The sequence below is a fragment of the Corynebacterium sp. MSK044 genome (assembly GCF_030232825.1).
GTDB lineage: Bacteria > Actinomycetota > Actinomycetes > Mycobacteriales > Mycobacteriaceae > Corynebacterium.
Genome location: NZ_JASPJJ010000005.1, coordinates 24,516 through 40,142 on the forward strand (window position 1 = coordinate 24,516; position 15,627 = coordinate 40,142).

The window sequence follows — 15,627 nt, forward strand, 5'->3', positions numbered from 1 at the left end:
TCGTGACTGATCCGTATTGGCAACAACCCCAGCAGAAATCCAACACCGGGTTGATCGTTCTGATCTGCATCGTGGGGCTGTTGCTCCTTGGTTTGCTCGGCTTCGGAGCGTATTACCTGATGTCGGGCGATTCTGATGATTCCTCTGAGGGGCCTGCGTTGACCGTTCAGAAGTCCGAGGAAGGTACCGATGGTAGCGGAAACAAGGACACCAGCTCGAAGAGCTCAAAGTCCACGGTGACGAAGACGACCGATGTGAGTGAGAAGAAGAAGGATAAGAAGGACTACTCCTCGTTTGAGCCGGGTTCTTCCGTCACGAGCCAAAGTTTTGCGCAGGCGGTCTATGACGCCTTCCAAGCTGAGTATGACGGTGACCCAAACATCACACTGCATGACGTGTACAGCTCGGTGACGGACAAGACTTACACCATGCGGTGCAGTGAGGACGGCTCGAATGTTGTGTGCCGGGGTGGTAACAACGCAGTGGTGAAGATCCACTAGTGCGTCGTCTCATCGCGTGTATGGCGGCAGCCGGGCTTGTAGCCTGCCTGCCGTCGTGCACTATTGGGCCCACGGTAAGTAGCACGACGGAAGAACATCTGCCGCAACCGGATATAGGGACACCGTCCCCTGAACCCACGCAGCCACCCACCGAAGAAGCCACACCGCAGCCGTCAGCGAAATTACAAGCTGCCCTTGATGCGGCAGTAGCCGAGGTAGTGCAGGCCTACGGGGGAGTGGCTGAGGTAGCAATCGTTGGCGCTGCCGGGGAATACACTGCAGGCGGTGCCAGTGGCTTTGCGGCATGGTCCACGATCAAAGTTCCTATCGCCATCGCGGCTCTTAAAGAGAACCCGGGGCTCGCGAGCCAGGCGGCGTTAGCTATTCAGTCATCGGATAATCCGGCGGCGATGATGTTATGGAACAGCACGAGCCCTGAGGCCGTGGAAGCAGTTCTGGCTCAAGGTACGGTGCCCATTACAGTGCAACGCCAGTACGTCCGGGCGGAGTTCTCACCCTTCGGCCAAACCCAGTGGACAGTGACCGAACAGGCTCGATTTGCTTCGCATATGCGCTGTGTGGACGGGGCAGGGCAGGTGCTGGAACTCATGGGGTCTATTGCCCCAGGACAGTCCTATGGGCTGGGCACGCTTCCTGCTGCGCGGTTCAAAGGTGGTTGGGGCCCATCAGCGGAGAATGGCGGCTATGAGGTGCGTCAGTTCGGCCTCGTGCAGGATGAAGCGGGCCGGGATGTTGCTATCGCCTTAGCTGTGCGCGCAGCTGATGGCTCCTACGCTAGCGGCCAAGCTATGGCCAGTGAACTCGCCGCACTCATTCGTCCAGCGCTAGACACCGCGCCGGCCGCGCATTGCTAACGGGTGGTGTGCTCCAGCAGATCAATGGTGCGGTAGCCACGGTCCTCCGGCAGTGGCGTGTGCAATACATCCAGCACTGCATCAGCCAGAACCACAGAAGGGGAGGGCAACGCATCCGTCACCAGGGGGTACGGGGCCTTACCAGTGTTGTCGCGCAATTCCACAGCTGCGAGAGACATGTGGAACGGCAGGTCAATCCGCGGATCATCATCCCCAACAATCTCAGCGGCCAGGGAACGGAAAATAGATTCCAGGGTGCCACGCAGCTCGTGGTATTCGGTGAATTCTTCTGACATGGCAATGGGCAGCTGATACAGCCGGCCGATGTTCCACTTCGAGGACAGCAGAATGCGCGTTTGCGCTGCCACCAGCGCCCACAATTTCAAGCTAGGTGTGGCATCAGAGGCGGCCAGATCTTCCGCCAAGCTTATCGACGGCTCAATCGTGCTCTTCAGCAACTCCAAAAAGATATCCGCTTTGGAGGGGAAGTGGTAGTACAACGACGCCTGCCGCATACCCACAGCATCAGCGATCTCATGGGTGGAGGTGGTGGCAAAACCCTGTTTGGTAAACAGTTCTGCTGAAGCGTCGAGGATTTCTTCGCGTGCGGTAACACCAGAGCGGCGCGGTGATGATTTCCGCGGGCGGCCAACGCTTCGTGCCATGCGCTCCTCCTAAAGAATGGTTGTGGACTAACAAAACAACTTACCTAATGGTTGCCCGAGGGTGGACGTAGACCAAGCAAAAAGCACTTCAGCGCCCACCTCCTTGGGGGAGGGGGCGCTGAAGACTGTCGAAGCTCTAGGCGAAAACCAGCGGGTTTAGCGGCTGGTGAACGGCAGGAGAGCCATCTCACGCGCGTTCTTCACAGCGGTAGCGACCTGGCGCTGCTGCTGCGGCGTCAGGCCAGTGACGCGACGCGAGCGGATCTTGTGGCGATCGGAGATGAACAGACGCAAGGTCTCAATGTCCTTGTAGTCCACAGCTTCGATGCCCTTGGCCTTGAGCGGGTTCTTCTTCGGGCGGCGGGACTGCTCCATCCGCGCCTTACGGTTGTTATTGCGCTTCATGTTTACAGACTCCCTTGATTACCACGAGGACTTACGGACGCCCGGCAGCTCGCCGCGGTGGGCCATCTCACGCATACGAACACGGGAGAGACCGAACTTGCGGAGGTAGCCGCGGGGGCGGCCATCGTGCGAGTCGCGGTTACGGACGCGAGCCGGGGAGGCATCGCGCGGCTGGCGGTTGAGCTCAAACTGAGCCTCGAGACGGTCCTCGTCGGACGTCTCCGGGTTACGGATGATCGCCTTGAGCTCCTGGCGGCGCTCAGCGTAACGCGCGACGATCTCCTTGCGCTTTTCGTTCTTAGCGATCTTGGACTTCTTCGCCATATTTATCGCTCCTCGCGGAATTCAACGTGCTTACGCACAACCGGGTCATACTTCTTCAAAGTGATGCGATCCGGGTTGTTGCGCTTGTTCTTACGGGTGACGTACGTAAAGCCGGTGCCCGCAGTGGACTTCAGCTTGATGATGGGGCGAATGTCATTGCGTGCCATGTGCTAGATCTTCTCCCCTCGGGCGCGGATCGCTGCAACGACGGACTCGATGCCGTCGCGGTCAATGATCTTGAGCCCCTTCGTGGATACGTTCAACGTGATGTTGCGGCCCTCAGAGGGCAGGTAAAACTTCCGCTTCTGCACGTTGGGGTTCCAACGGCGCGAGTGGCGGCGGTGCGAGTGGGACACGGTTTTGCCGAAAGACGGCTTCTTTCCCGTGACCTGGCAATGTGCCGACATGGTTACTTCTTTCTCCTAGCCGCTTTAAAGTCAGGGGGACTATAGATAGACGCCACATTCGTTGCTGGTTAAAGGCCTAAAAGTGAGGATGGCCTGGTAGCTTGATGGCGCCACACGTCACCGGTTGACTAAAGCGTTTACGTGTACTTCGACAACAGCGAGAGTCAACACTACACGTCGAGGCAGTGATTTCATAATCGCTTTTGTTATCTTCTTCCGCATGGCTTATCAGCGCATCGTTGCCCTTGATGTTGCGCGGGGACTAGCCATCCTGGGCACCCTGCTGACCAATATTGCTATCTTCGCCTCCACTTCCGATGATCTCTTTTCAGTGATCTTCCCGGAGCGCTCCATTGCTGCGGAAGCATGGGGTTTTATCGACGGCCCCAATGGGGCCGGGATCCCCTTCATTCCCTGGCTCATTGAGTCATTGCTCTATCTGGTTACTGACGGCAAATTCCTTGGGCTGCTCACCATCATGTTTGGCATTGGTGTGGAAATTCAGCGCCAAAGCCGGAAGCGTCAGGGATTGCCGTGGCCGGGCGGATACATGTGGCGGGCCGGGATCCTCGTCGTTGAAGGTCTGCTCAACTACATCTTCATTTTCGAGTTCGATGTGCTCATGGGTTACGGCCTCACAGCCCTAGCTGTCGCGCCGATTCTGGCGCGCAGTGAGAAGGCTCAGAAATGGTGGATGATCGTAGGGCTGTCCATTCACGTGTTTGTGATGACGGCATTCGCGGTCATCATGGTTCTGCTCAACAACATGGTGCCGGTGGAGGAGCAGGGAACAGAGGTCTTTGGTGCCGAAGATATCGGTGCTGCTTTTTCGGCGGAGAGTTACTGGGGCATGGTCCAGTACCGCCTAGAGGGCATCGTGGGTGGTCGCATAGAAGTGGCCATCATGTTCTTCATGGGTATCGGGGTGTTCCTGCTCGGCGCGCGTTTGTATCGTGCGGGCCTGTTCCAGCCGGATGGTGCCGCGTTGCGCCGCAAGGTCATGCTCTATTGCTTCGGCCTCGGTCTGCCTCTGGACTGGGGTCTGCGCATCTTCACCATCAACGCTTTCATATTGACGCGCTACGTCACCTCGACGGTGGTGTCTTTCGGTCTGCTCGCACTCATTGCCTGGTTCTATGTGAAGAAAGAGAACGTGCTCGGTGCCGTCGGTAAGCCAATTGCTGCTGTCGGTCGCATGGCGCTGACCTGTTATGTGCTGCAGAACGCCATCGCGTCGGTCATTTTCTACGACTTTGGCTTTGGTGTTGCCCGCCTTATCAGCGGGCCCCATTACACCTATTGGGTCCTTCTGATCTTCGTGCTCATCGCTGCATTCCTAGTTCTGTTGAGCGTGGTGTGGCTCCGTAAATTTGAGCGAGGGCCATTGGAAATGGTGATGCGGATGGTCTACGAGCCGTTGGCAAAGCGTAGGGATGAACGCATCATGGCTAAGCAAGCCGGAGCAATTTCGTGATTCCGCAGTTCACCTGTAACATGTTCCGAGTCCAATTCGCACCCAACTCAGGCACGATCCAGCGGATGAATAAGGCTGCTGGAACCGACCTGAAGTATCAATCCTGAGGGAAACGAAGAGATGAAGAAAGATATCCACCCTGATTACCACCCGGTGATCTTCCAGGACGCAGGTACTGGCCACCAGTTCCTGACTCGTTCTACCGCAACCTCCGGCCGTACTGCCCAGTGGGAAGACGGCAATGAGTACCCGCTCATCGTCGTTGACGTGACCAGCGAGTCTCACCCCTTCTGGACCGGCGCTCAGCGTGTCATGGACACCGCCGGCCGTGTTGAGAAGTTCAACCGCCGCTTCGGTGGGATGGCCCGCCGCAAGAAGAAGTCCGACAGCTAAACCGCCTACTGATCCGGTCGAAGGAGGAGAAACACCATGGCAACCCCAAAGTTCCGTAAATCCCGCTCGAACACGCACCACCGTCGTTCCCAGTGGAAGGCAGACAATGCCGCACTGCAGGAAGTGAAGATCGACGGCCAGACCGTGCGCATCCCGCGTCGCCTGGTCAAGGCAGCTCAGGCTGGTCTGATCGACGTCGAGCAGTTCTAAAAATCACGCCACGCGTGTAAAGCCACCGGAGTTTTCCGGTGGCTATTTTTATGTTTTTCACATTTTAGGGGGCACCAAGGTACGGCGACTTTACTCTTATGGTCATAATGGGTGCATGAAAATTCTGGTCGTCGATGATGAGCAGGCGGTGCGTGAGTCCCTGCGTCGCTCTTTGCAATTCAATGGGTATGACGTAGTTCAGGCACGCGATGGGGAAGAAGCTCTTGCTGTGATTAACCAGGAGCGGCCTGACCTGACAATTCTTGATGTCATGATGCCCAAGCTGGATGGCCTGGGGGTGTGCCGGGAACTTCGTTCCTCTGGGTATGACCGCCCGATTCTGATGCTCACGGCGCGCGATGGTGTTTCGGACCGTGTGGCTGGCCTGGATGCGGGAGCGGATGATTACCTGCCTAAGCCGTTTGCGCTAGAGGAACTGCTTGCCCGCGTTCGCTCATTGCTGCGTCGCGCACGGGCTGATGCGATTGCGCAGACGGGCAGCGCCACCACGGATCTGCAGTTCGAGGACCTGTACCTCGATGTGGCTACCCGTGATGTTCGTCGGGGCGACCGCCACATTTCCCTGACACGCACCGAGTTCGCACTGCTGCAGCTGCTCATGCAGAACCCGCGCCAAGTTCTGACACGTCAGCGGATTCTGGAGGAAGTCTGGGGCCATGATTTCCCATCCTCCGGTAACGCGCTCGAGGTGTACATCGGCTACCTGCGCCGCAAGACTGAGGCAGGCGGTGAAATTCGCCTCATTCACACCGTGCGTGGTGTGGGTTACGTGTTGCGGGAGACTGCTCCGTGATCTTAAGGGCGCTGAGTGGGTACAGCGCGCCTGATGGTGGGTGGGTGGATGAGCCACCGAAGTCGTCGTTACGCGCGCGCGTGGCGGCATTCGCAGCGGCCGGTGTGGCATTCGCGGTGGGGCTGACCGCCCTGCTGTCTTTCTTCGCGGTGTCCGGCACGATCAAGCAGAACGAGCTTCTTGAGTTGGACGCGCGCACGGTCGCACTCATGCGGCAGGCGCGTGACATCATCGACGAAGCAGAGCCACCGGAAAATGATGCCCGCGACCAGCGCATTGAGGAACTGGTCACGCATTTCCGCATGGATAATCCCGGCTATCTCGTGGCAGTCTCGCCGGGGCTGCGTGAACCTTTCATTGGTGATGCGCTGCCGATTGACAGGATGGCAGGACGGGGCCAGAAATCCGATTGGTCGCACCTGGAGTACACGGGGGAGTGGGTGTCTGTCCTGCGTTCGGAGGAAGCGACGGTGGCCCTGGGCCGTAGTTCGCGCACTCTGTCTTTGATGGAAGACAGGCTCATGGCCACCTTGATGGGCATCGTGGGCTTGGGCACATTCGTGGCCACCTTGACGGGACTGCTCATCGCGCGTGTGACAGTTCGCCCGTTGGAGCGCCTGCGTCGCTCCATCGACAGTGTTGTGTCGACAGAAGAGATCGAACCCATTGAGGTGATTGGTAAGGACGAGTATGGGCGCCTGACTGAATCACTCAACGAGATGATGGAAACGCTGAATGATTCGCGCGTGCGTCAATCTCAGCTCGTCGCTGATGCTGGCCATGAGCTGCGCACACCGCTGACGTCGATGCGCACCAACATTGAGTTGCTCATGATGCTGCACCGCAGTGGCCAGGTGGGCACGATGTCGCCGGAAGATCTGACGGATCTGGAAAACGATGTGATGGCGCAGATGCAGGAAATGTCCACCCTCATTGGGGATCTGGTGGATCTTGCCCGCGAAGGTGCACCACAGCAGGAACTCCAGCCAGCGCGCTTGGATGAGATCATTGCGGATTCGATTGAGCGCGTGAAACGCCGTCGCCCGGACATTGAGTTCCGTGTACGTCTTGACCCCTGGGTGATCAATGCCGATGTGCCGGCCCTTTCGCGCGCACCAGTGAACTTGCTGGATAATGCCGCAAAGTGGTCGCCGCTAGGTGGGGTTGTGCGCGTGAGCTTACGCGCGGCAAAGCGCCGTGCTGTGCTGATTATTGATGACTCGGGGCCGGGCATCCCACCCGAAGAGCGTGAGAAGGTATTTGAGCGTTTCTACCGCGCAGCGGAATCGCGCGCCATGCCCGGTTCTGGCTTGGGCCTTGCCATCACGCGACAGGTGTTGGAACGCCATGGTGCATCCATTTCTGTCGATGAATCCGATGATGGCGGAACCCGCATCCGCATCATTTTCCCGGGCAGCCGACCAACGGATAAACCCTCACAGTAAGTGTCCAGCAAGCACTACGCTTAGCCGTGAATGTGAACAAGAGATGACACAGCAAGGCGGAGGACAATAACCCACCATGACTTCACCTGACTATTACGGCTACAACCAGCCATATGGTGCTCCACCACAGCCGTACGTTCCCCCAACCCCGCCACAGCAGAAGAAGGGCCTCGGCGCCGGAGCAGCTGTGGCACTCGCCTTGGCTACATCGCTGGTGGGTGGCGCAGCAGCCGGATACACCGCGGGAATGGTGGCAGGTACCGGCAATGAGCAGAACACCACCATTGGTGTCAGCAATGAAGAAAACGCGTTGGAAGCTCCCGTGATTACCCGTAAGGAACCAGCTCCGGACGGCTCTGTTGAACAGGTCGCGGCTGCGGTGTTGCCCGCGGTGGTGTCCATTGAGCTGATTAGTGGCTCGCGCGTGATGTCTGAAGGCTCTGGTTCCATCATCTCCTCCGATGGCAAGGTGCTGACCAACCATCACGTGGTAGCGGAAGCCGGTGACGGCCAAGCAGAGCTCGTGGTCACGTTGAATGATGGGACGAAGCACCCAGCGTCCTTCGTTGCTTCGGACGTGAACACGGATGTGGCCGTGATTCAGATTGAGGGCGTTAATGATCTGCCCGTCATCCAATTCGGTGATTCGGATTCTCTCGCGGTGGGCCAGTCCGTCGTGGCAGTTGGCTCACCCCTGGGCTTGTCCGCAACAGTGACCACGGGCATTGTCTCCGCACTTAACCGACCCGTCCGCGCGGCCCAAGGCGGGGGAGAGAGCTCGCTCATGGACGGCATTCAAACAGACGCAGCCATCAACCCCGGTAACTCTGGCGGCCCCTTGGTGGATATGAATGGCCACCTCATTGGTATGAACTCTGTGATCGCCTCGCTCTCTCAGAGCTCAGGTGAGGGTGGTTCTATCGGCCTGGGTTTTGCTATTCCCTCGAACTTTGCGCGCCGAGTCGCGGACCAGCTGATCAACGAAGGGCAGGCTCGCCAGCCGTTGATGGGCGTCCAGGTGGATATCCGCCATGTCTCCGATGGTGCTTTGATTAGCGCGGTTCAGCCGGGCAGTCCCGCTGAACAGGCAGGACTCAAGGAAGGGGACGTGGTCATCCGCATCAATGATCGTCCGATTGAGTCCTCTGATGCGCTCGTTGCTGCAACGCGCTCGCACGATTTTGGGGAGACCGTCACGTTGGTTGTTCGTTCTGCTGGATCTGAAGAGACCAGAACGGTAGATGTGACCCTAAGTTCAGAGTAGATTTCTCTATCAGAACTATTGAACGTGTATCAGTGTCCACTGAAATACACCCACGACGAGGAGCCCGCCATGTCAAACACACTCGACTCGCTGGACATCCGTGAGCCCGATGAGGAAGTCCTCCTTGCTGCGGAGGCAGAGGAGCAGGTGCCAGCGCAGCCATGTGCGATTGCGGTGCTCGTGAGCGACCACAAGCAGGGTGGGGCTATTGATGAGGGGTCGGATCGCCTGGTCTACGAGCTCCTGCAGGAAATTGGTTTCAAAGTCGACGGCGTGGTTAGCGTGAAGTCGAAGAAGTCTGAGATCCGCAAGGTCATTGAGACTGCTGTGGTGGGTGGCGTGGACCTTGTTGTCACCGTCGGCGGCACTGGCGTGGGCCCGCGTGACAAGGTGCCGGAGGCTACCCGCGCTGTCATTGACCAGATGGTTCCGGGTGTTGCGCAGGCTGTGCGTTCCTCCGGCCAGGCGTGTGGTGCTGTGGATGCGTGCACCTCCCGCGGTATTTGCGGTGTGTCCGGTTCCACGGTGATTGTGAATCTGGCACCATCCCGCGCCGCGATCCGTGATGGATTGTTGACCATTGCGCCACTGGTTGCCCACCTCATCGAAGAGCTACGCAAATACAGCGTGCAGTAGAGGAGACCGAGGCCTATGAAGAAGCGGCGCCGCGCACAGCGACTGTCTAGCGCTGTTGATTACGACAGAACAGCGGACCGCCCCAACCCTCACCAGGTTGAGCAGTCCGCTGATTGGGATGGCGCCCGTGTGGTCCAGTTGGACGAGGACGTCCCGCCAGAACTAGCTGAACTGGATGACGTTGCCCGCTATCGCGAGGAGCGTCCCCCGCATTACGGGGATTAGAGTTTCTGCGCTACCAGATCATCCAACGGTTCAGCTGACAGCAAATACGGCGCCACCTCAAACACGGTGCGGGCACCAGTCTGGCCAGCCTGCTTCATGCGCCATGCAGCGCGCCCGTACGCAACCTGCACCGCAGCGGTGAAATCAGGGTTGCGCTCCAGCTCCAAGCCGAACTCAATCACGTGGCCGGAAGTGCCAGACTGGCCACGCGTAATCACCTGGCCACCGTGCGGCATGCCTTGGTGGTCACGCTCAAACTCGGCTTCCGTGATGAACTCCACGATCGTCTCGTAGGGCGCGAAGTAGTCCGGCATGGTCACGATGGTCTCGCGGATCTGGTCCTTCAGCTTCTCATCAGCTGCAGCATCGCCCGTTTCCTCCGCCACCACGAAGCAGTGGCGCAGGTGGCACTCGTTGCCCTTCAGATCCGCGCCCTCACCGCGCTTGACGGCTTCAATCGCTTCAGGGTTTGGTTTGGTGTACTGCACGCCCTTGAGCACGCCTGGTACGCGACGCACAGCATCAGAATGTCCCTGCGATAAGCCGGGGCCCCAGAACGTCATCTGATCAGCACCCGGCAGGACCGCGCCACCAAGCACACGGTTCAAGGAAAACAGGCCTGGATCCCAGCCGGTAGAAATCATCGCGATGTTGTCGCCCTCACGCGCAGACTTATCCATCGCCGTGCGGTATGCGGGGATCTCGTGGTGGTTGTCGTAGGTATCCACGGTGGTGAAATGTTTGGCCAACTCAGGACCTTGTTCCGGCACATCGGTGGCACTGCCCAGGCATACGAAGAGCACGTCGACTTCATCTTTGTGCTTTTCGACGTCCCCCGCCGGCAACACACGGGCCTCCGTATCCAGCGAGTCACGGCGTGAGAACACACCGACGAGTTCCATATCGGGCTGCGCAGCAATAACTTGTTCAACACTGCGACCCAGGTTGCCGTAGCCGATGATGGCGGTACGAATCATGTGGGGGAAGTCCTTCCTACATAACTATGTGTGAATTATTCGTGCGTAATGATTCTTCCAGAATTTCATGTGCTGCCGGGGAAGCACCAGAAATGGGGACGAAAAACGGGCCGCTCCACCTGTGGAGCGGCCCGTAAAACTATTCCCGTTTGTCAGGGATTAGAGCTGGCGGGGGCCATTCTGCTCAGCCAGCAGGTCGCGGATCTCGCCGAGTAGCTCCTGCTCGGTCGGAGCCGGAGCATCCTCGCTGATGTCCTTGCGACGCTTCTGAGCCTCATCCAGCTTGTTCATCGGAGCAACGATGATGAAGTAGACAACGGCAGCGATGAGCAGGAAGTTGATCACAGCGGTGATGAGGGCACCGAAGTCCACGAAGGTTGCGTCATTGCCGCTGATGATGTGGATGCCCAGACCGGAGAAGTCTGCACCGCCAATGGAAGCGATCAGCGGGTTGATGATGTTGTCGGAGAACGAGGTCACGATAGCGGTGAAAGCAGCACCGATGACAACACCGACAGCCAGGTCGATGACGTTGCCACGCATGATGAAGTCTTTAAAGCCCTTAAGCATTTTCTCTCCTTGAGAAATAGTTGGGAAGAAACAAGTGGGAAAGTGTTTCCCTTACCGGCGAAGAAAATTACTACATTGTGGGCGATAAAGCTAAGTGAGCTCCGGGATTGATTGGGCTCAACCGCGGTGATGCCCGCCGGTAAGCACCACGGTGAGTGGCAATGTCAGGGAGGAAGCGGCGACAGTCTCCGCGTCCTCATTTCTTAAAAGCAGCAGTACACCGGTCTGTGCCTCACCACTACCCGCGGTGATAACAGTGCCGCCCGTTGCAATGGTCCTCGCTGCTACATCGGCCGCAGCGCTGTCTGCTGTTGTGACCACTGACACTTCATCACCATGGTGGAGCATGGGCACAATATCGGGTTCCGCCAGTTTCACGGGCACGAGAGTGAAAGCACTGGGATCCTCCCCGCGCGCATGCGCCACGGAGCTTACGAGGTCAGGGCCCGTGATTCGTGTGGTGGTGAGCACCTCACCAGCGGATGCCGCTGCAGCGATGACCTGACCTTCGGCTTTTGCTCCGTCTGTCAGAGCATTATCTGGGACGAATTGACTGGGCAGGGAACGCAGCTCCACATCATGGGGGTCAAGCACATCACCGGGACCGACATCACGGGCAAACACAACCACCTGCGGGTCCTTAGCGGCGCGCCCGCTCAGCGCGAGAAGAGCAGCACACGCAATAAGCAGGCCCGCGACGATGCGCCGAAGAAGAACGGAACGCCGGTAGCCGGGGGTGGAAAGGACAGAGAGGGAGGAAGAGAAATTAAAAAGTGCCATATTCTCTTTGACTGCTTCAGCACCCAGTTTGGTTCCCTAACGCCCCAAAGTTTTTTATTACGGCGTTTTTTAGTACGGCCGGAAAGCCAGCACTCCTGAAGGTGTTACCGCCGTGTGCACCGGCTGATCGTGGGGGTCGGAGGGCAAAGATTCGTGCACCTCATCGTCGTAAACCAACGCGATGCGTGGCTGGTTGGGCGCGTGGAGGAGCGCGCGATCGTAGTAGCCAGCACCTTGTCCCAAACGCACCCCCGTTTGGTCCACACCCAAAGCAGGAAGGATGATCACATCGCAGGTGCTCAACACACTGGAGGGCAGGCGTGGGCCAGCGGGCTCAGCAATGTCATAAAACTCCCCGGGGGTCAACTCACCCGGCGTGTACACCGCCCAGTGGAGCTCACCTCCAGCGAGAGTGACCGGTAGCAAAACCTCAAAACCTTCCTCTGCCAACGCGGGAAGGAGAACGGCACCACCCGGCTCAGTGGGCATTGGTGAGTAGGCAGCCACCCGGCGAGGGGAGAGCGTGCGCAGATGGGAGAGAAGGTGGGTGACCAGGGAGGCGTCGATAAGCATCTTTTGCTCAAGCGCTTCACGCGCGGCACGCGTAGCGGCGCGCACCGCAGACTTTGATTCCATGACATCCCTTTCTTTACACGCGCAGCGGCTACCAGGTTTAGTGGCCGTACACCGGTAGACTAACCATTTATGCGCAATTCCTCCTCGGCCCCCCAGGTGGGCGTGAAAACCGTCGTTGTTCCCGCAGCTGGCATGGGTACTCGGTTCTTGCCCGCCACAAAGACGGTGCCGAAGGAGTTGCTACCGGTGGTGGACACCCCCGGTATTGAGCTCATCGCGGAAGAAGCCGCTCAGCTTGGCGCGCAACGCCTCGCTGTTGTCACCGCGCCGGGTAAAGGCGAGGTCATGGAGCATTTTGGCAATTTTGATCACCTGAAAGAGACCTTGCTTGCTCGCGGAAAGGATGAGCAAGCGCGAAAGGTTGCTCGCGCGGCGGAGATCATTGAGGCGCAGGCCGTTGTGCAAGAAGAACCGCTCGGCCTTGGGCATGCAGTCGGGTGCGCTGAGGCGATCCTTGATGATGATGAGGATGCGGTGGCTGTCATGCTGCCGGATGATCTGGTTTTGCCCACCGGTGTCATGGAGAAGATGGTGGACGTGCGCGCCAAGCTCGGTGGCTCGGTGCTGTGCGCTTTCGTGGTCAGTCCGGAGGAGGTGTTCAACTACGGCGTCTTTGACGTCCGCGAGGTGGATGCCACAGACGGCGTGGATCCAGAGAAGGTGAAGCGCGTGGTGGGCATGGTGGAAAAACCGGAGCCAGAAGAGGCGCCGTCCACGTTCGTTGCCACCGGACGCTACTTGCTGGATCGTGGCATTTTTGATGCTTTGCGTCGCATCACGCCCGGTAAAGGAGGGGAGCTGCAGCTTACCGACGCGATCGAACTCATGATCAGCGAAGGGCATCCGGTACACGTGGTGGTGCATGACGGTAAGCGCCACGACCTGGGTAATCCGGCTGGCTACATTCCCGCAAATGTTGATTTTGGTTTGCGCCACGAGAAATACGGTCCGGCCCTGTACAAGTCCATCAAGCAGATCTTGCAGGATTTCGAGTCGGAGAACCCGCACCTGGCGGGCACCGACTAAGTTCACGAGTAGTTGAAAAGGTTTCAGCGGCCGGCAGAAAGAGGACGGGATGCGCAGCGTTGAAGAGCAATTGGACATCATTGTCGATGCCACGATGACGCCTGCGCCGATCCGCATTGGTATTACTGACGCGTTGGGCCTCATGTGTGCTGAGGAAGTTCAGGCGACACGGTCGCTGCCTGGCTTCGCGCAGGCCGCCGTCGATGGTTATGCGGTGCGCGCGGTCGACGTGGGTGGCGCGCAGTCGCTGGGCAACCGCACGCCACATGAGGAGGAAGAAAAGCCCCACGTTGAGCCCGACACATCTTTGCCCGTTGTGGGCGAAGTGGCTGCGGGGAGCCAAAAACCCTTGCGCCTCCAGCCCCGCCAGGCCGTGCGCGTGGCTACAGGCGCGCCGCTGCCCACTTTGGCGGATGCTGTTTTGCCCCTTGAGTGGTCTGATCGTGGCCGGCGCCGCGTGACCCCGCACCGCCCCGTGCGCTCCGGGGACTTCATCCGCCGTGAAGGCGATGACATTCAACCAGGTGATATTGCGGTGCGCGCCGGCGCTGTCCTCGGCCCGGCGCAGATTGGCCTGCTCGCCGCCGCCGGTCGCGACAAAGTGTTGGTGTACCCGCGTCCCCGCGTGACCGTCATGTCGTATGGCCTGGAATTGGTGGATATTGATAGGGATCCGGGACTGGGCCAAGTCTTTGATGTCGGCTCCTACGCCGTGGCTGCCGCTGCGAAGGATGCGGGCGCGGATGTCACCCGCGTGGGCATCATCAACGCTGAGCCCCGCCGCCTCAAGGAGCAGATTGCTGTCCATGCGCAGAAGAGCGAGTTCCTCGTCATCACCGGCGCCGTTGGTGGTTCGAGTGCCCGGGCGATCCAGGATGCGTTGGGTGAGCTCGGCGATATAGATACCACTCGCGTGGCTATGCACCCCGGTTCTGCCCAGGGCTTCGGTCTGGTGGGGGAGGACCGCATTCCTACCTTCCTGTTGCCGTCGAATGCTGTGAGTGCCCTCGTGGTGTTTGAGGCGCTCATTCGGCCGGCCATCCGATCGTCGCTAGGCAAGCGCGTGCTCAACCGTCGTGTTGTGAAGGCGCGTTCCATGAACCGCATTGAGTCGATTCCTGGCCGTCTTGGTTTTGTTCGCGCCCGCCTCATGCGCGATGTGCAAACCAGGGATTACCTCGTTGACAGCATCGGTGGCGTTTCTGGCGGTCCGGCGCACTTGCTGGCTGGTCTGGCTGAGGCGAATGCGATGATCCGGATTCCCACGGATGTGGTGGAAGTGCGTCCCGGCGATGTCGTCGACGTGATGTTCTTACAGCAGCGGGCATAAATATGCTGAACCTCATCGGTTGGGCGCGCAGTTATGCCCACCCGGGGTGGCCGATGGCAACCCCAACAGTGTTTGTTCGTGGCGACAAACCCGTACGTTTGCGCCCTTTGAAACGTTCCGATGGTGCGAATTGGTCCCGCATGCGCATCGCCGATGAGGCGTTGTTGCGTCCTGTGGAACCCACCGTGCCGGGCACTTGGCGCGATGCGCATTCCCCGGAAGCCTGGCGGTCCACGTGGTCGAATTTGCGCCGCTGTGCCAATGACGGAATGGTCGTGCCCTTGGCTATTGAGTATGACGGCCATTTCATCGGTCAGGTCACTTTGGGCAACATTCAGCATGGTGCCGTGGGGGAGTGCTGGATTGGGTACTGGGTGTATTCCCGCTTCACCGGCCGCGGTATTGCCACTGTCGCCTGCGCATTAGGCGTAGACCATGCCTTTGCGCGCGTGGGCATGCACCGCGTCACGGCCACATACCTGCCGGATAATCCCGCCTCCGGGAAAGTCCTGGCCAACGTCGGCTTCCGTGAGGAGGGATACCTCAAGGAAAACCTTCACATTGATGGTCGTTGGCGCGACCACCATTTCGTGGCTCAGAACATTGATGATCTGCCTGGTTCCGCAGTGGAACGCCTCGCGGCGGAGGGCAGGTTGTGGATCTAAGAAAAA

22 protein-coding genes are annotated in these 15,627 nt (G+C 58.9%); 13 read left to right on the forward strand and 9 right to left on the reverse strand.

Annotated features, from left to right (window positions below; all coding sequences use genetic code 11):
• Positions 1 to 2: 2 nt before the first annotated feature.
• Both QP994_RS04490 and QP994_RS04495 read left to right on the forward strand, forming a co-directional pair.
• The gene (locus tag QP994_RS04490) at positions 3 to 500 is read left to right on the forward strand and encodes a hypothetical protein (RefSeq protein WP_284865529.1); all 498 of its coding nucleotides are present in this window, start codon (positions 3 to 5) and stop codon (positions 498 to 500) included.
• Positions 500 to 1,375 (forward strand): serine hydrolase, encoded by an 876-nt coding sequence (locus QP994_RS04495; protein WP_284865530.1) that lies wholly within the window; start codon positions 500 to 502, stop codon positions 1,373 to 1,375. The genes QP994_RS04490 and QP994_RS04495 overlap by 1 nt, the downstream gene beginning before the upstream one ends.
• On the opposite strand, the gene QP994_RS04500 is transcribed toward QP994_RS04495, so the two are convergent.
• The 5 genes from QP994_RS04500 to rpmB form a co-directional block, all read right to left on the reverse strand.
• Positions 1,372 to 2,040 (reverse strand): TetR/AcrR family transcriptional regulator, encoded by a 669-nt coding sequence (locus QP994_RS04500; RefSeq protein ID WP_284855323.1) that lies wholly within the window; start codon positions 2,038 to 2,040, stop codon positions 1,372 to 1,374. The two genes, QP994_RS04495 and QP994_RS04500, sit on opposite strands and share 4 nt — an antisense overlap.
• 156 nt (positions 2,041 to 2,196) lie before the next feature.
• Complete coding sequence (gene rpsR, locus QP994_RS04505; RefSeq protein WP_005291360.1) at positions 2,197 to 2,445, reverse strand: 30S ribosomal protein S18; 249 nt, start codon at positions 2,443 to 2,445, stop codon at positions 2,197 to 2,199.
• Positions 2,446 to 2,463: 18 nt separating this feature from the next.
• Complete coding sequence (rpsN, locus tag QP994_RS04510) at positions 2,464 to 2,769, reverse strand: 30S ribosomal protein S14 (RefSeq protein ID WP_102724433.1); 306 nt, start codon at positions 2,767 to 2,769, stop codon at positions 2,464 to 2,466.
• A 2-nt stretch (positions 2,770 to 2,771) separates the two neighbouring features.
• Positions 2,772 to 2,936: a 50S ribosomal protein L33 gene (gene rpmG / locus QP994_RS04515; protein ID WP_006841072.1), complete on the reverse strand. Its 165-nt coding sequence runs from the start codon at positions 2,934 to 2,936 to the stop codon at positions 2,772 to 2,774.
• 3 nt (positions 2,937 to 2,939) lie between these two features.
• Entirely contained in the window at positions 2,940 to 3,176 is a 237-nt protein-coding gene (rpmB, locus tag QP994_RS04520; RefSeq protein WP_034664010.1) for a 50S ribosomal protein L28, read from the reverse strand.
• A 220-nt stretch (positions 3,177 to 3,396) separates the two neighbouring features.
• Here rpmB and QP994_RS04525 point away from each other — a divergent pair, with 220 nt between their 5' ends.
• The 8 genes from QP994_RS04525 to QP994_RS04560 all read left to right on the forward strand — a co-directional run bounded on the left by QP994_RS04525 (position 3,397) and on the right by QP994_RS04560 (position 9,637).
• A complete protein-coding gene (locus QP994_RS04525; protein ID WP_284865531.1) occupies positions 3,397 to 4,650 on the forward strand; it encodes a DUF418 domain-containing protein in 1,254 nt (417 codons plus the stop codon).
• 120 nt (positions 4,651 to 4,770) lie between these two features.
• The gene (locus tag QP994_RS04530; RefSeq protein WP_034664008.1) at positions 4,771 to 5,043 is read left to right on the forward strand and encodes a type B 50S ribosomal protein L31; all 273 of its coding nucleotides are present in this window, start codon (positions 4,771 to 4,773) and stop codon (positions 5,041 to 5,043) included.
• 36 nt (positions 5,044 to 5,079) lie between these two features.
• The gene (gene rpmF / locus QP994_RS04535) at positions 5,080 to 5,253 is read left to right on the forward strand and encodes a 50S ribosomal protein L32 (protein WP_034664006.1); all 174 of its coding nucleotides are present in this window, start codon (positions 5,080 to 5,082) and stop codon (positions 5,251 to 5,253) included.
• A gap of 115 nt (positions 5,254 to 5,368) precedes the next feature.
• Positions 5,369 to 6,067 carry a response regulator transcription factor gene (locus tag QP994_RS04540; protein WP_284855326.1) on the forward strand — a complete coding sequence of 233 codons (699 nt, stop codon included), beginning with the start codon at positions 5,369 to 5,371 and terminating at the stop codon, positions 6,065 to 6,067.
• Between the two features lie 44 nt (positions 6,068 to 6,111).
• Entirely contained in the window at positions 6,112 to 7,512 is a 1,401-nt protein-coding gene (locus QP994_RS04545; protein WP_284865532.1) for a HAMP domain-containing sensor histidine kinase, read from the forward strand.
• Between the two features lie 76 nt (positions 7,513 to 7,588).
• The gene (locus QP994_RS04550) at positions 7,589 to 8,776 is read left to right on the forward strand and encodes a S1C family serine protease (protein ID WP_284865533.1); all 1,188 of its coding nucleotides are present in this window, start codon (positions 7,589 to 7,591) and stop codon (positions 8,774 to 8,776) included.
• Between the two features lie 69 nt (positions 8,777 to 8,845).
• The gene (locus QP994_RS04555) at positions 8,846 to 9,412 is read left to right on the forward strand and encodes a MogA/MoaB family molybdenum cofactor biosynthesis protein (RefSeq protein WP_284855329.1); all 567 of its coding nucleotides are present in this window, start codon (positions 8,846 to 8,848) and stop codon (positions 9,410 to 9,412) included.
• 15 nt (positions 9,413 to 9,427) lie between these two features.
• Positions 9,428 to 9,637: a hypothetical protein gene (locus QP994_RS04560; RefSeq protein WP_284855330.1), complete on the forward strand. Its 210-nt coding sequence runs from the start codon at positions 9,428 to 9,430 to the stop codon at positions 9,635 to 9,637.
• On the opposite strand, the gene QP994_RS04565 is transcribed toward QP994_RS04560, so the two are convergent.
• The 4 genes from QP994_RS04565 to QP994_RS04580 form a co-directional block, all read right to left on the reverse strand.
• The gene (locus QP994_RS04565) at positions 9,634 to 10,614 is read right to left on the reverse strand and encodes a diaminopimelate dehydrogenase (RefSeq protein ID WP_284865534.1); all 981 of its coding nucleotides are present in this window, start codon (positions 10,612 to 10,614) and stop codon (positions 9,634 to 9,636) included. The genes QP994_RS04560 and QP994_RS04565 overlap by 4 nt on opposite strands.
• Before the next feature lie 159 nt (positions 10,615 to 10,773).
• Positions 10,774 to 11,184 (reverse strand): large-conductance mechanosensitive channel protein MscL, encoded by a 411-nt coding sequence (gene mscL / locus QP994_RS04570; protein ID WP_284865535.1) that lies wholly within the window; start codon positions 11,182 to 11,184, stop codon positions 10,774 to 10,776.
• A gap of 117 nt (positions 11,185 to 11,301) precedes the next feature.
• The gene (locus QP994_RS04575; protein WP_284865536.1) at positions 11,302 to 11,964 is read right to left on the reverse strand and encodes an SAF domain-containing protein; all 663 of its coding nucleotides are present in this window, start codon (positions 11,962 to 11,964) and stop codon (positions 11,302 to 11,304) included.
• A 69-nt stretch (positions 11,965 to 12,033) separates the two neighbouring features.
• On the reverse strand, positions 12,034 to 12,600 hold the full coding sequence (locus QP994_RS04580) for a 5-formyltetrahydrofolate cyclo-ligase (RefSeq protein WP_284865537.1): 567 nt from the start codon (positions 12,598 to 12,600) through the stop codon (positions 12,034 to 12,036).
• A gap of 69 nt (positions 12,601 to 12,669) precedes the next feature.
• Here QP994_RS04580 and QP994_RS04585 point away from each other — a divergent pair, with 69 nt between their 5' ends.
• The 3 genes from QP994_RS04585 to QP994_RS04595 are packed head-to-tail and all read left to right on the forward strand — an operon-like array spanning position 12,670 to position 15,621.
• Entirely contained in the window at positions 12,670 to 13,626 is a 957-nt protein-coding gene (locus QP994_RS04585) for a UTP--glucose-1-phosphate uridylyltransferase (protein ID WP_284855335.1), read from the forward strand.
• 49 nt (positions 13,627 to 13,675) lie between these two features.
• Positions 13,676 to 14,956: a molybdotransferase-like divisome protein Glp gene (gene glp / locus QP994_RS04590; protein WP_284865538.1), complete on the forward strand. Its 1,281-nt coding sequence runs from the start codon at positions 13,676 to 13,678 to the stop codon at positions 14,954 to 14,956.
• 2 nt (positions 14,957 to 14,958) lie between these two features.
• On the forward strand, positions 14,959 to 15,621 hold the full coding sequence (locus QP994_RS04595) for a GNAT family N-acetyltransferase (RefSeq protein ID WP_284855337.1): 663 nt from the start codon (positions 14,959 to 14,961) through the stop codon (positions 15,619 to 15,621).
• The last annotated feature ends 6 nt before the right edge of the window (positions 15,622 to 15,627 follow it).

Bases quoted from the DNA above. Each gene is read 5' to 3' on its own strand.
- QP994_RS04500 (WP_284855323.1), bottom strand. From the start codon at position 2,040: ATGGCACGAAGCGTTGGCCGCCCGCGGAAATCATCACCGCGCCGCTCT.
- rpsR (WP_005291360.1), bottom strand. From the start codon at position 2,445: ATGAAGCGCAATAACAACCGTAAGGCGCGGATGGAGCAGTCCCGCCGC.
- rpsN (WP_102724433.1), bottom strand. From the start codon at position 2,769: ATGGCGAAGAAGTCCAAGATCGCTAAGAACGAAAAGCGCAAGGAGATC.
- rpmG (WP_006841072.1), bottom strand. From the start codon at position 2,936: ATGGCACGCAATGACATTCGCCCCATCATCAAGCTGAAGTCCACTGCG.
- rpmB (WP_034664010.1), bottom strand. From the start codon at position 3,176: ATGTCGGCACATTGCCAGGTCACGGGAAAGAAGCCGTCTTTCGGCAAA.
- QP994_RS04525 (WP_284865531.1), top strand. From the start codon at position 3,397: ATGGCTTATCAGCGCATCGTTGCCCTTGATGTTGCGCGGGGACTAGCC.
- QP994_RS04530 (WP_034664008.1), top strand. From the start codon at position 4,771: ATGAAGAAAGATATCCACCCTGATTACCACCCGGTGATCTTCCAGGAC.
- rpmF (WP_034664006.1), top strand. From the start codon at position 5,080: ATGGCAACCCCAAAGTTCCGTAAATCCCGCTCGAACACGCACCACCGT.
- QP994_RS04540 (WP_284855326.1), top strand. From the start codon at position 5,369: ATGAAAATTCTGGTCGTCGATGATGAGCAGGCGGTGCGTGAGTCCCTG.
- QP994_RS04550 (WP_284865533.1), top strand. From the start codon at position 7,589: ATGACTTCACCTGACTATTACGGCTACAACCAGCCATATGGTGCTCCA.
- QP994_RS04555 (WP_284855329.1), top strand. From the start codon at position 8,846: ATGTCAAACACACTCGACTCGCTGGACATCCGTGAGCCCGATGAGGAA.
- QP994_RS04560 (WP_284855330.1), top strand. From the start codon at position 9,428: ATGAAGAAGCGGCGCCGCGCACAGCGACTGTCTAGCGCTGTTGATTAC.
- QP994_RS04565 (WP_284865534.1), bottom strand. From the start codon at position 10,614: ATGATTCGTACCGCCATCATCGGCTACGGCAACCTGGGTCGCAGTGTT.
- mscL (WP_284865535.1), bottom strand. From the start codon at position 11,184: ATGCTTAAGGGCTTTAAAGACTTCATCATGCGTGGCAACGTCATCGAC.
- QP994_RS04575 (WP_284865536.1), bottom strand. From the start codon at position 11,964: ATGGCACTTTTTAATTTCTCTTCCTCCCTCTCTGTCCTTTCCACCCCC.
- QP994_RS04580 (WP_284865537.1), bottom strand. From the start codon at position 12,600: ATGGAATCAAAGTCTGCGGTGCGCGCCGCTACGCGTGCCGCGCGTGAA.
- QP994_RS04585 (WP_284855335.1), top strand. From the start codon at position 12,670: ATGCGCAATTCCTCCTCGGCCCCCCAGGTGGGCGTGAAAACCGTCGTT.
- glp (WP_284865538.1), top strand. From the start codon at position 13,676: ATGCGCAGCGTTGAAGAGCAATTGGACATCATTGTCGATGCCACGATG.
- QP994_RS04595 (WP_284855337.1), top strand. From the start codon at position 14,959: ATGCTGAACCTCATCGGTTGGGCGCGCAGTTATGCCCACCCGGGGTGG.